This is a genomic window from Ereboglobus luteus, assembly GCF_003096195.1.
Classification (GTDB): domain Bacteria; phylum Verrucomicrobiota; class Verrucomicrobiia; order Opitutales; family Opitutaceae; genus Ereboglobus; species Ereboglobus luteus.
In genome coordinates this window covers 911418-925514 of sequence record NZ_CP023004.1, presented here as the reverse complement: position 1 = coordinate 925514, position 14097 = coordinate 911418, and the positions used below count along the sequence as shown (strand labels likewise).

General features: G+C 51.7%; 8 protein-coding genes and 2 pseudogenes. 5 read left to right on the top strand and 5 right to left on the bottom strand.

What is annotated here, in order from left to right:
* Positions 1-11: 11 nt before the first annotated feature.
* Together CKA38_RS03455 and CKA38_RS16860 are read left to right on the top strand one after the other, a co-directional pair.
* Positions 12-2033: a DUF2075 domain-containing protein gene (locus CKA38_RS03455; RefSeq protein ID WP_108824242.1), complete on the top strand. Its 2022-nt coding sequence runs from the start codon at positions 12-14 to the stop codon at positions 2031-2033.
* Between the two features lie 240 nt (positions 2034-2273).
* Positions 2274-2324 (top strand): annotated as a pseudogene (locus tag CKA38_RS16860) (SEC-C metal-binding domain-containing protein); the annotation flags it as partial.
* Between the two features lie 244 nt (positions 2325-2568).
* On the opposite strand, the gene CKA38_RS03445 reads toward CKA38_RS16860, so the two are convergent.
* Complete coding sequence (locus CKA38_RS03445) at positions 2569-3036, bottom strand: tRNA (cytidine(34)-2'-O)-methyltransferase (RefSeq protein WP_108826386.1); 468 nt, start codon at positions 3034-3036, stop codon at positions 2569-2571.
* A 510-nt stretch (positions 3037-3546) separates the two neighbouring features.
* On the opposite strand from CKA38_RS03445, the gene CKA38_RS03440 reads away from it, so the two are divergent.
* On the top strand, positions 3547-4686 hold the full coding sequence (locus tag CKA38_RS03440) for an FkbM family methyltransferase (protein ID WP_108824241.1): 1140 nt from the start codon (positions 3547-3549) through the stop codon (positions 4684-4686).
* Between the two features lie 995 nt (positions 4687-5681).
* Here CKA38_RS03440 and CKA38_RS03430 read toward each other — a convergent pair.
* Both CKA38_RS03430 and CKA38_RS03425 read right to left on the bottom strand, forming a co-directional pair.
* Complete coding sequence (locus CKA38_RS03430) at positions 5682-7736, bottom strand: hypothetical protein (protein WP_108824239.1); 2055 nt, start codon at positions 7734-7736, stop codon at positions 5682-5684.
* A gap of 24 nt (positions 7737-7760) precedes the next feature.
* Entirely contained in the window at positions 7761-11177 is a 3417-nt protein-coding gene (locus CKA38_RS03425; protein WP_108824238.1) for a glycosyltransferase, read from the bottom strand.
* On the opposite strand from CKA38_RS03425, the gene CKA38_RS15255 reads away from it, so the two are divergent.
* Positions 11172-11525, top strand: a complete 354-nt coding sequence (locus CKA38_RS15255) for a hypothetical protein (protein WP_152032647.1) — start codon at positions 11172-11174, stop codon at positions 11523-11525. The two genes, CKA38_RS03425 and CKA38_RS15255, sit on opposite strands and share 6 nt — an antisense overlap.
* A 309-nt stretch (positions 11526-11834) precedes the next feature.
* Positions 11835-11906: pseudogene (locus tag CKA38_RS16855) on the top strand (hypothetical protein); the annotation flags it as partial.
* Positions 11907-12186: 280 nt separating this feature from the next.
* Here the strand turns inward: CKA38_RS16855 and CKA38_RS03410 are convergent.
* Together CKA38_RS03410 and CKA38_RS03405 are read right to left on the bottom strand one after the other, a co-directional pair.
* On the bottom strand, positions 12187-13476 hold the full coding sequence (locus CKA38_RS03410; RefSeq protein ID WP_152032646.1) for a glycosyltransferase family 4 protein: 1290 nt from the start codon (positions 13474-13476) through the stop codon (positions 12187-12189).
* Complete coding sequence (locus tag CKA38_RS03405) at positions 13409-14023, bottom strand: ABC transporter ATP-binding protein (RefSeq protein ID WP_202863951.1); 615 nt, start codon at positions 14021-14023, stop codon at positions 13409-13411. Before CKA38_RS03405 ends, CKA38_RS03410 begins: the two co-directional genes overlap by 68 nt.
* Between the last annotated feature and the right edge of the window lie 74 nt (positions 14024-14097).

The following is a 14097-nucleotide window of genomic DNA, read 5'->3' as shown; positions in this document are numbered from 1 at the left end:
ACGTTGATTTCATGCTAGAATCCGGTAATCAATCTCCCGGCCAGAAGGTTTCGCGCGCGTGGTATCAGTCCTCAATCGATACTTTTCTCGCTGCGTCATCGGAAGAGGTTATCGGCGCGCTTGCCACAAACGGCGAATACGCACTACTGCAAACGCAACGTGACGCATGGCTCGAAGAAATTGCGTTACTAAAAACTAATCTCGTCGGTCTCTCGGGTGATATTCTTCTGGAGTTCACGATTCCACGAATGGGTAAACGCGTAGATGTTGTTTTGCTACTTAACTCCGTCGTTTTTGTTGTCGAATTTAAGGTCGGCGAAAAAACATTCGACAGAGCTTCCATAGACCAAGTTTGGGATTATGCGCTGGATTTAAAAAACTTTCACGAAGCCAGTCACGCTGCATCGATTGTTCCGATCCTCATCGCGACCGAAGCGTCCGAAACAACTCCAGGCGATTTGTCTCCAGCCAGCGATAAAGTTCATAAACCTCTCCTTGTTGGCAGGGATAGTTTTCGAGCCGCGATAGATAAATCACTGCATGCTATTACAAACGAAACACTCGACTCGCGCCACTGGGCGAGTGCGCCCTATCGGCCCACTCCCACTATTGTAGAAGCTGCGCGTGCTTTGTTCTCGCGTCACTCAGTTGAAAATATCGCCCGACATGATGCGGGCGCACAAAACTTACGCGTAACGTCCCAACGCATCGAGCAACTCGTTGATGAGGCGCAGAACCATAAACGCAAAATTATCTGCTTTGTCACTGGTGTGCCCGGTGCGGGAAAAACACTTGTTGGACTAAATATCGCGACACAACGCCGCGACGAAAAAGAGAAAACACACGCCGTTTTTCTTTCTGGCAATGGCCCACTCGTCGCAGTGCTAACCGAAGTGCTCGTGCGCGATGAATTTGTTCGCGCAAAAGCAAAAAACAAGGCCGCCCGAAAAAGCGAAGTCGCGATTCCAGTTAGAAAGTTCATTCAAAATATTCACCACTTTCGCGACGATGGCCTCAAAGACGATCTGCCACCCTCAGAACATGTCGTGATTTTTGATGAAGCGCAACGAGCCTGGAATCTGCGCCAAACCGCTAACTTCATGCGCAGGAAAAAAGGTCGCGCTCATTTCTCTCAATCCGAACCCGAATTCTTGATCTCTTACATGGATCGCCATTCCGATTGGGCGGTTATCATTTGCTTGGTCGGGGGAGGACAAGAAATCAACACCGGCGAAGCAGGCATCGGGGCATGGCTGGATGCAGTAAACGACAGATTTCCCCATTGGCAGATGTATATTTCATCACGCTTAACTGATACAGAATATGCAGCGGGCCACGCATTAGATAAAATCCAACATCACGAGAAGACCGCCTTCGACGACAGCCTGCACCTCTCTGTTTCGATGCGCTCATTTCGTTCAGAAAAAGTTTCTTACTTCGTCAAAGCTCTACTCGAACAAGAAAAAGAAAAAGCTCGTCTCACGCTCAATGAACTTGGCGCACGCTATCCTATTGTGATCACTCGCCAACTTGATCTCGCGAAAAAATGGCTCCGCACTCATGCACGTGGTTCTGAACGTATTGGCCTACTCGCATCGTCCAAAGCACTTCGCCTAAAACCCCTCGCAATCGACATCCGTGTGCCAATCGATCCAGTGCATTGGTTTTTGAACGACAAAGACGATACGCGTTCAAGTTACTATCTTGAAGACGCTGCCACCGAATTCCAAGTGCAAGGCCTAGAACTCGATTGGGCCTGTGTCACATGGGACGCCGATCTCCGCAATGCCGGTCGCTCTTGGACTCATCACGACTTTCGCGGCAATCGCTGGTGCAACATCGCCAACGAGGACAACCGCAACTACCTACTAAACGCTTACCGCGTTCTCCTTACTCGCGCTCGCCAAGGTATGGTCATATTTGTTCCGCCAGGTGATGCCGATGACCCAACGCGATCACCCGAGTATTATGACAAAACGTATCAATATTTAACCGAACTCGGACTCCCAATTATCAGCCCGCTCAACGCCTGATTTCACCACTCCATACCATGAATCCAGCCCTCCTCTTTGTTCTGAAATTTGTCTTGGTAAACCTACTCCGTCAATTCGGCCGATCCCTTTCATAATCATTCACACCTCCCATGTCTGATTTCACCGCCGCGTTGCTCTCGAAACTCGGCGTCGAGGCTTGAGACGCCATCTGCGCCGAGCGCGACCAGCCGCCCCTTCATCAACACCGCGCCAGAAATTGGACGCAACGACCCCTGACTCTGCGGCTCCGGCAAGAAATACAAAAAATGCTGCATGGACAAACCGGCATAACCACGGAGAGCCACTGAGCTCACGTAATATAGAATCCTCACTCCGTGAGTCTCTGTGCCCTCCGTGGTTAAAAAAGCAGAAAGCCTTAATTCAAAATAACCTCTTAAGCTTTAAAACATCCACACCGCCCGGCTCAAAATTACGCTTAAATACCTCACGTTCGCCATCTGGCGGTGCGTCCTCGTTCAACTCCCGAAACTTCACGACATTTAAAACACTACGGCTCTGATAATCCGCCGCCGTCTTATCCCAGCAGTCGTGTTTGCCGCAGCGCCTCGTAACACGCAATGCCCGCCGCCGTGCTCAAGTTGAGCGAACGCAACGCGGGGTTCGCATGGGGAATCGTCACTCGCGCCTCCTCGCCGAGTTCCGAGTGCAGCCATTCGGGCGCGCCTCCGCCCTCGTTTCCAAAAACCAGTCCGTCGCCATCCGCAAATCCCGCGTCCCAAAACGAACGCCTTGTCTTTGTGGTGAACAGCCACAATCGCCCGCCCGGTGCCGCGGGGCTCGCGCGAAACGCGGGCCAGTCGTTGTGATGATGCACGTCGAGCGAATACCAGTAATCCATGCCCGCGCGCCGCAATTGCGCATCGGTGATCTTGAAGCCGAGCGGATGGATCAGGTGCAGTCTCGACTTCGTAAGCGCGCACATGCGCCCGATGTTGCCCGTGTTCTGGGGGATTTCCGGTTGAAAGAGGACAATATGCAGCATGACAGCCACGGAACCCAACAGGCGGCGGCGCGCTGTGCAAAAAAAATCGCCCGGTGGTGAGACCGGGCGAATAAACCCTAAGGAGCTAGGCTCTACTTAAGGTTTTTGGCGGGAGGGATGCTCACGATGTGGCAACACCCACCCGATGCAAGAAATTTTACCTTTTTTTGAAAAGTTAGCGCATAAAGTATCTGCAGATTGTTGCCATGCTTGGCGACGGACGGTCTGTTGGCGAGTTACAGGATGGTAAAATCGTCGAATCACGATGCCCCAATGAGATGACGGTCTCCCGCGATTCTTTCGTTCCGGCGTGCAAGCGAGAGGAAACTGCACGCAGGCACTTGCATTATCATAATACTTTTGTTTGCATTTCAGGCATTATTTACAAATGAATCTAACGCAGTGAAAACCAATATATTACAAAATTCGATTTTGCGGGTGTTCAGTGCAGGGACAAGGGGTTGTTAAACAAGCATCCAAACGATCTCTCTTTCACCTTAATTTTTACCCATGACCTTCATTTCTTACGCGCAAAACCTTGAGGATGTGGTGCTTCACCGTGCGTTAAAAAACATCAAAAACGGGTTCTATGTGGATGTCGGCGCCAACGATCCCGTCATTGATTCGGTTACCAAGGCCTTTTACGATCTCGGCTGGTCGGGAGTGAACATCGAGCCGAATCAGGATTATTACCGCAAACTCGTCAACGACCGCCCCCGCGACATCACGCTGAGCTGCGTCGCCGGCAAAACCGTCGGGGAAATCGAGTTTAGCAACATTCCGAACACCGGCCTTTCAACCGCCGTTCCGCAAATTGCCGAAAAGCACGAGCAAAGCGGCTGGCCTGTCACCAAAACCACCGTCCCCGTCTATCCACTCAAGGATATTCTCGCCCCCTATGCGAATCGCGACATTCATTTTCTAAAAATCGATGTCGAAGGCATGGAGACGGAAATAATAGAGGGCATGGATTTTCAAAAATACCGCCCATGGATACTGGTCATTGAGGCAATCGCACCCAGCACGCAGGACCCCACCTATGATCAATGGGAGCGCTATATAATCGAGGCAAACTACGCATATGTATATTTCGACGGCGTAAACCGGTATTATCTCGCAACTGAACAATCAGTCTTGAAAAAACACCTTATATATCCACCGGGTATATTCGATGACTTCGCAGTTTATAAAAAACTAAAGGCCGAACAATCAAAGCAGCGTGAGCTTGACGAAGCTCAACATGCGCTTGCCGAAACGCAACGCGCTGCGGAAGCTGCGATAAAACAACTGCAAAACGAAATCCAGACGCTCGAGAAAAAAATTGAGGGATTCCGCGTCCAAGCGAAACAGCATGAGGAGGATTTTGAGGAACAACTCCAACAAAAAGATAAAACTATCGGCATGTTAAATATTACGAACGCAAAACTCCAAAAGGATCATGCCGACCTGAGGAGACACGCCACATCAACAAGTGAACAAATGCAGGCCGTGATCACTGCCCGCCAGGCGGAAATCGACCGCCTTCGAAAACTCCTGTATTCCGCGAGCACAGGCACCCACCTCTACCGGGCGCTCCGCGTCCTTATGGGCGACAAACATTACAAGCAAAACCGGACGCCTGTCTCGCAGCTGGAAAAACCGGCGCCATAATGGCCCTCGACGCAAGTCCTGATAAGTATAAAAATAAAAACTTGCGTCATTTGGCCACTGTGCGGCTATTCATAAATTCGTCACGTTCCACATCCTGAAAAAATGATCCGTGCGGATCGATTACTTTCCTTATATTATCAAATATAACTATATCATTCTATAAACACAACATCATGAAACATAATGCATCGTTCGGATTATCTGACGTGGGCTTATAGATTGTTTCTTGACCGGGATCCTGAAACCCAACAAGTCGCACAAACAAATTTAACAAGCACGCAAGATTTAAGGCGGGTCTTTTTGACCACCGAGAAATTCATGATAAAAAATCCTGATTTTTTACTGCCCAACACCTGGGTTATCAAGGAAACCGCGCATGGATTTAGACTCTGGGTGTATCCGCCGTCTGCGGTTCTATTTTAAACGATAATTATGATACTGCTGAAGTTGAATTTATAAGAAAATGGGTAAATCCCCGCGCCTTCAACAAGGCCGTCGGAAAACAAGAGACGGCACGCTAAAGCTAAGGCATGCTCCTGTTACGACCAATTTCGGGGGAGCCCATCTTGCTCCCGATTCACCGGTTCCACCTGCTCACGTTGAAGTTGAAATTGCGGTCACCACGTTGGACAGCTTCCAAAAGTCGATTTTATAAAAATGGACATAGAAGGCGTCGAGTCACTAGCCGTCCAGGGCGCATTGCAACTACTCGGGTGAGAACGCCCTATTATACTTACAGAAATCCATCCGACACAATTAATAAAAATCTCCCGGGTGACTGCCCAAGAATATGCAAGCCTGCTCATCAATTTTGGCTACACTTTGCACAGTCAGCCCCCGCAGGGAGACATTGAAATTCGAATTCTCCCGGAAGAACTCAATTCCCCATTGACTATAGTTGCGATGCCGGCGTGACATCACGCGAACGCCCAGCCCGACCGTCCGCTTGCCGCCATTGAGTGTGAAAAACCGGACGAATTGCCAACACCCCGGACTCATGGGCTGAAACTTGCCTCGAACCTCGCGGTGTGCAGGGCAACCCCGAGCTCTCGCGTGTCATCGTTCATGCCAATATCTTTCGGCCTCGTTGGATTTGACACCAGCAGGCGAATGCGTGGAAAATATCCCAACTCCAATGGGGTTGGCAGTTTGATCGCATACGGCTTTTTTGATGTGGAATTTACGGATATCTCCCCAGCATGAATATCGTTTATGTAAACACCGAGCATCTGCGGCCTGAAAGCCGACAGCTCCATTACCAAATACTGACTTTTCTGATCCTTTGCCTCGCAAAGAATTGCCATCTCGGACTCCTTTCCCAAAGTCCACATGTAGTCTGGACCGCCCCCTGACCAGCCAGCAAACAGGCCTATTCTATTAGGCGGTTGCAGATTTTGCGCATAATGCACACGGGGCGGCTTCCTCGCAAACCACTGACTCCAATTTGAAAAAGGACGCCAGCGGACAGTCAATATTTCGCAGCTGGCCGGCCCGACGCGGCTCAAGTCCACTCCAGATATCTCAACCTCAATTTCAGTCGCGGTTTTTCCGCGAATTGGCGAATTTATAAATGAAAGATATAAACTGTCAGGATCACCCACCGGAAAATACTCATACGAGGAAACCAATGGAACCCCGTCCTTGCTAACCTTGAAATACACATGATTTCCCGCCACGGAAGCGTGAAAAGGCACAACCTCCCTCCCTGTGAAATGCAAGCTGTAAACGCGCTCATTCTGGGGCAATGGGACCTTTATCGTTGTCGATTTCCCGTCATTGGCAGTGGCGATGGTAGCCGCGTGAGCATCACCGGCACTCCGCGCGTCAAGCACCGGCACGACCGAGAGGGTTTCCACCTTGTAGGAAAATAGGGAGATGAGCGCCAGTATGCCCAGCAAGCACGCGACAAACGGAATCAAACGCATGCTCCTCCATGCGCGTGATATCGTGAGCCAGCTGAAAAGGAACATCCACGGCAGAAACCACCAAAAATAATGAAACAACAAATAGCTCCAGAAATACGGTGTGTAGGAAATCGGGTTGAATCCGGCGTAAAATGTGATCGAAAACGCGATGGCCAGTGGCAGCAGCAAAATTTTCAGGCCAGTCCGTTGGAACGCGTAAATAATCCCTGGAATTATTATTGTGACATAGGGCGCCTGCGCCACGATTCCTGTCATTGTTTTTCCGGGCGGAAGCATGGTTGCTCCGCACAGCAGCGTGGGATCGACAAACATCTGGTAAAGCTTCAGCGGCAGGGAGCCCCAATTAAAGCCGACATCCGCAATCGTCCCCAAATAGGGGGACCATAGGCTCTTGTATAAATAAATATGAGCCCCGAGTTGCATGGCCACCGCTACGCATATAAATACGACCGGATAGGCGAGGACTCGAATTTTACCGTCTAAATTTCTCCATGAACACAATGCCGAACCATAGTATATTATGCAAAGCATCGGCGTGTCGGGCGGCCTGCTGAAGCAGGCAAGCGCAATCGCAAGCGCCGCGTATAACCAGCGCCCCTTTATTTTGTTCTCAAAAATTAGCAGCCAGACGCAGGCAAAAACGGCGAGGTAAACCGGAATCGTATTCCAAGGGATTATCAGCGAGTTGACCCACAGCCTCTGGTTTACCATGAACGCGAGGACGGTCAAAATTAGCGACTCCCAAGTTGTCAAATACCGGGCGCATATGAGGAAAAAGAAAACCATTATCATGGTCACCATCACGAGATTCGGCAGCAAAAATGCGTGCTTTGGCAAAAAATGATAAGTCAGCGCGCCAATGGCCGGATACCCATACCAATAGTTGCTCGGCTTGATCTCCCCATTCGCTATGTCTCTGGCCGTCTTATAATATTCGCCCTGATCAAACCATCCGATCCATCCCTGATTCGCATCGGCATGCTGTGGGACCTCGGGATGTTGGAAATAGGATATCAAATATACATTTGTCACCAGGAGCACCAACACAAATATCCAGATCAACTTGTGGCGGCTTCCATAAAAATCCAGGAAGCCCGCATTCACCAATGTCTCTCTTATTTTCATAGTTTATTATTCTGTAGTTTGTTATTAAGCATTTCTGTTGAGCGATTTTTCAACCATGTCCGCCACATCACAGACCGAAACTTCCTGGATGCACCTGCAAAATGGCTGGTTGTCCGGATTATTGGGATCAAAACCCTTGCACGCTTCCGTGCAAAGCCGCCGCTCGCAGGCGTTGGTAAATTTCCCCGCGGGCAGGAATTCGTCGGTGGCCGGCCTCACGAAACAAACCACGGGGGTTTCGGCCGCTGCGGCCATGTGCATGGCAAGGCTGTCATTGGCCACAACGCAGCCAATTTGGGAAAAATAGGCGGCCAGCTCCAAGAGGCTGAGTTGGCCGCACAAATCCCGCGCACCCAACTCGTCGCGCCAGGCGTCCGAAAGGCGGCTGTCGGAGGCAGAGCCCACAAGCGCCACCTCCAAGCCGCGCACTTTTAGCGTTCTGGCCAGCTCGCCATACTTCAAGGACGACCAACGCTTCAACTCATCGCCCGCACCCAAAGCCAGCGCGACAGTGTTCTTCGATGGCTCGAATTTTGCTTTAACGCGCTCCACCTCCGCCTGCCCGAAATAAATGCGCGGACTGCCCCATGCGTCCGCCCCAATGCTCGCGAGCAATTCCCTGTGCTGCTCCGTGATGTGCATGCCCCGGGTCCGGGTAAGCGGATGAGTTATCAAATTCGAATATATAGTGTCATTCGTATAAGAAAGCAGATGCATGTGGGGAATCGACGCGGAGAGCAGCACATTGACGTGGTCGGATCGCAAATTGACAACAAGGTCAAAGGGAACGGGATTGTCCAGAATCTCCCTCATTGCGCTCCAGTTCGCCGCCAGAGTCGCCTTGTTTTGTGCCTCGCTCCGCGTTCCGCGCCAAAACCAGGGGGCACTGTATTGTATCACTTTGTCGACATTCGGGTTTCCCTCCAGCACGGGCGCTGCCTCCGGCGCGACGACAGCCGTTATTTTTGCCCCCGGAAAACGCCTGCGCAAACTGTGAAACACGGGCGTCGCAAGGAGCAAGTCGCCTATATGATCGAGCTTCACCACGGCAATTTGGTTTATATCGCGGCCCATGGCCGCCGGCAGCGCGCGCTCGACATTCTCCGGGGATGGATTGGAGCTGTCGCATATTTTTTTCGCAATGACGGCCAGCCTCGGAGCCACATTTTCAGGAGTGAACGCAAGCCGACGCTTCCTTTGCTTGCGAATCATATCACTCCGCAGCCCCGAGTCGTGTATCAACAAATGCGCAAGCTCCGCGAGCGCCCCGAAATCTCGCTTGCTTGAAAACATGCGTCCCGCGTCCGCAAGTGTCTCGGGAATTGCGGTGGATTCATACGCAAACACCGGGATGTCAAACCACATGGCCTCAACCACGGGCACGCAGAATCCCTCGTGCTCGCTCATGCACCAGAACAAATGCGCTGTTCTATAGTAGGCGGTCAGTTGCCCGTCGCTCACTGGCCCGGTCAGGTTCACGCTGTCTGACACGCCAAGCTGTTTTGCCAGCGCCGCCAGGCACTGTTTATATGGATCGTTTTCCTCATATATCGGCATTCCCACCAGGTGCAGCCGCGCTTGCGGGTCAATCTTGAGATAATGGGCGAACGCGCAAATCAAGTCCTCTTGTTTTTTGTTGGGGCAATAACGTCCGACAAACAATATATTGGTTCGCCCGTCCTGGAGCGAATCCATCAGGCTGGGGTCCGCCCGCCGCCCGAACTTTTTCGGCGAAACCGCGATAGGCAGCACCTCGGGCGTCGAATAGCCCGTCGCGACCAGCTCTATCGCGTTATAGGTCGAATCCGCGACAGCCACGGGAAAATATTTCGCAAGCGATGGCAGTTGCTCGCGCCCCTCCCGGCACAGTCTTGTGTGCAAGGGATAATACGGGGGCATGTATTCGGCGGGCGTTATATTATGATACAATATGGCTTTCGGCCCCGAGTGCGCGCATACGCCCGGTGTTATTTCCGTCCCTATGGAATGATGATATATGAGTGGCGTGCCGGGCGCGATGTCAGTCATGTCCGTAATGCACACCGCCTCATCGCGCATTTGTTCGCTTATATGCCGCGCGTAAATCTCCGACGCATAGCCCAATTTTCTCAACTCGTTCCGAATCCACACGGTCTGGTTCGATATGGCGTCGCCGAACGCAATATTGCACAGCACTTGGTGCAGCACGCGCGGGCTCTCTCCTCGTGCGAGCGGCGCGGGTTCGACGACGTGGAAAAATATTTGCTCGTATCTGTCCATGACCTTATCCCAATCGGCCAAGTCGCCTGCGTAAGCACGGCCTTTTGCCCCGGCGTCGTCGAGCAAGGCGGCGCTTGATGTCGCGAGCTCGTGATAGCGCGAAACCCACTCGTCCTCGGTTTCGGCAAGCCAGCCTCCGCCCGAGGTGCGCACCGCGGTAGCAGTGGCCAGGCACGACGTCCGCGCCACCACGGGACGCCCGCACTTCCATGCCTCGAAAAGAACGCGCGAATAACTCTCGTTCGCGCTCGGCTGTATTAATGCCAGCGCGTTTTGCAACAACCAGGACCTCTGGTTTTCGGACGCCACACCCACGTCAAATATGCCGTCCTTTGCGGAGGTTAAATCGAACGGCCCCGGTCCCGCTATGACCAGGCTGATTTTGCATTTATACTCTTTTTTGAAACGTTTGAACGCATCCGCGGCCAAAAACGTGCCCTTCCCCTCGTCCTTTCGCCCCAGTATCAAAAAATAGGGGCCGAGTTGCTCCATTTTTTCTATTTCCTCGTTGCGCACCACGGCTGGCAAAAGTTCGATTCCGCCGCCCACCACGTGCGATTTTACAGCGACAGTCGGGCCGTAAAGTTTCAATCCGAGCTCGTTCTCGCCCTCGCTGTTCCATAATATCCCGCGAGCCCTTTCCATGATATCCGCGACACAATCCATGTAGGCATAGGATTCGTCGTGAAGGCATGGTTGTAAAAACGCCTTTTGCGCGACCAGCGGAAGCCCTTTCAAAATGGGTGTGTATAAATAGGGAATGAATATAAAGTGCGCGTAGTCATCCTGCTTTTTACTTATATATTCTATTAAGTCCGGGCTTTTAATGAGTTCGTTGGCAAAGACGGCCTCGTCCTCGCGGGACACCGGACTGCACTCGACCCTCAGGCACTCCTTGGGAAAGGCCTGCAGCCGGCCGCACACACGGTCAATGGCTTCCCGGTTGCGCGCGACCACGCGAAAGCGTCTCGTCACAAATCCCTCGGGTTCGCGCATCACGCCCGGTTCGAAAAAATTGGAGGCCCAGTCATCTTGGTGCGAACGGCAGCATGTTGTCAAAATATCGACGTCGTGCCCGCGCGCGGCCAATCGCGCCGCCACGTTCCACGCATATTGCTCCGCGCCGCCTTTTACATTGCGTCCGAACCAGGGGATGACGATGGCCAGTTTTTGATTTTGCATAGCTCGTCTTGTTTACGCGCGCCGGCATTTTTCCAACTCCGTCCGCAATTCCTCAATCTGCCGTTTTTGTTTCGCCAGGGCATCCGCGCATTCGCGCTGTTGGGTTTCAACGGCGCCGGCCAATGCCTCGATCAAGGTGCTGTTTTCGGCGGCCAACTCACAAAGACAATCGACGGTGCGCCGGATGATCCGGCGTTTTTTTTCCCGGTTGAACAGCATGTCATAAATACGCTGGTGCCAGACCCTGTTTATAAATTTATCCAATTGGGCCGTCATTTTGGATATTTTCTGAGCGGTTGCCCCGCGGTTGCTGTTTCTCGCGAGTGCCACGGGGTTTATTTTCGGTAATTCATCGCCCGCGGCTTTGCGCTCCTCCAGTTTCGCAAACAAAATTTGCATTAGGTCGCTCACATCATCCGCCGAGTTGGGCAAGCCCTGTGGATTCATTTGAAATAATGAAGGCTGTTTTTAAAACAATCGCAACATGTTACTGCGCAATATGATATATTGCACATGATTACGGTCGGCATTATAAATTTTCTCAACATGAACACTTCACTCCAAGATTTTTAAGATTGCTGCAACACTTATTTTTGGCAGCCTGCGCAGCCGTCGGCCAAACGCGACTGGGTTTACGCCGAGGAATACGTGGAGGGCATGTGGCGGATGTTTCAGGCCGAGACTGTTGATGATTTTGTTCTCGCGACAGGCCGCCTCCACGGTGTCGAAGAACTGGTTGAATCCGCGTTCAAATGCGTTGACCTGAATTGGCGCGATCACGTTCGCCAGGATCCGGCGCTTATCACGCAAGCCGAACCGGTTCCCCATGCGGAAACCCATCAAAAGCGACCAGATTGTTGGGTTGAAAAAATTCGATTCCCTTCGACGAGATGGTTAAACGCTTGGTGCAGTCGGAATACGACAAACTATAGTCATGGCAAGGAGAGCATCCTGCTCGCCATGACCGAAGCAGGATGCTTTCGCTATTTTTTCGATTCTTCAAACTGCCCTATAATCCTTGCTCTCTCTTTTCGAACAAGCCGCAGATTGCCGTGGCGTAATCAGACCAAGTGCGGATCTTTCGTGTCGCCGCTTCTTGGAAAAATTTTTCATACAAGGGCGAATCACCCAACAGTCTCGCTATCCCGCTCGCCAGATTTTCAGCCGACGGCTCGCCCACCGCAAGACAACCGCCGTCGCGGGCGATTTCAGCCATGGCTGTCAATCCGGAGCAGACACAGGGGCGTCCATGCGCGATGCTTTCCAAAACCGGCAGACCGAAGCCTTCAATCAACGAAGGATACACGGTGAATTTGCACTCCCCATAAGCTGCCGCCAAGTCGTGGTCACTTGCGCCGCTGTTCCATTCTATCGGAAATCCCTCATTTCGCAGTCGTTGCACTTCGTTTGCCGCTTGCGTGCCGGTTTCTGTATTAAGCATCCCAATCAATCGCAGCCGAAATTGGAGTCCTTGTTCCCAAAGTTTTTCACACGCCGAGAGCAACGAAATGTGATTTTTTCGCCCTTCAAGGGTTCCCACACATAAGATTAGTGGCGGTTTATTTCCATCGGGGTCTCCGGCCTTATGCGCGTGATTTCCCGGAATCTGTGAATTCGGAATGTCAACTCCCAGAGGCATGGCAATAACTTCGGGCGATTGTGCCACCTTTTTCTTTTTCCAATAATTTACCAGCACATCGCGACTATATTCGGAATTGGCCGCGATAATATCAAAACGTAACAATCGTTCCAAATAGTCCTCATAAAACATCACCGTTTTTGACGGGGAGATTTCAGGTTTTTCCAGCGCAATCATGTCATGGAACACCGCAACCATGGGTCCCTCGACGCGCCGCTTCATCGTCTCAAGAACGCCAGCGGTTATTTTGGGGCCAAACAGTTCGCATGTGATAAATCCTTTTTGAACACCTGATATTTCCGCAACATTGGCCAAGCTCATGCGCGCCAGTTTTCCCCTGGTTCGCTGCCACCACGTCCACGATGCCCCTCGTTTCTCTCCCGGTTTCCGTATATTTGAGAATTTTGCCAGCGCCATCTCCTTGGCGTCCGGTATTCGCCACGTGGCGGCCAGATGATCATATACAACGGGCTGAACCGGCACGGACTCGCGCCACTCCGCCAGCAGCCGGCGTGTCACACGTTGGATTCCAGTGTTCGCATGGCAATGCGAGGTGTGCGTGACATCATATAATACTTGGCTCATCTGATGGCTAAATTTTATATTGATGCGCGCCTGTGTGATATTTTTCCGCGACCTCGCCGGGATCGCCTTCAGCAAGGATTTGGCCTTTCTCCAGCCAGATGGCCCGTCCGCACATGCGTTTTATTGTTTCCGCGTCGTGCGAAATCAACACCACCGTGCGGTTTGAGGAGAATTTTTCCTTTATGGCGGCCTCCGATTTGGCGGCAAACACTTCGTCGCCCACGCCAAGCACCTCGTCTATCAATAAAACGTCGGGGTCCGTTTCCATTGCGACGGAAAAGCCCAGGCGCAGGTTCATGCCGGATGAATATGTATATACTGGATAATCAAAAAAATCACCAAGGCCGGAGAATTCGCGTATTTTATCTATTCGTTCCAGCATGTGCCCCCTCGATTTTCCCATGAGCATGCCGTTGAGAATGGCATTTTCCTCCCCGGTCAGGTTGCCCTCAAATCCCACGCCGAGGGAGAGCAGCTCGACATGAACATTGGGCCGGGAAAACAACATCTTTCCCTCGTCTATGCCATATATGCCGGCGAGCACGCGCATCAATGTGCTTTTGCCGCATCCATTGCGGCCTATGATACCGAGTTTTTCACCCTCAAAAATTTGCAGGTTCAAACCGCGCAAGGCCCATATTTCCTTTTTTGTCCTTGAGAAAATAGTCCTTTGCGGCCGGTAGCACAAACCGACAT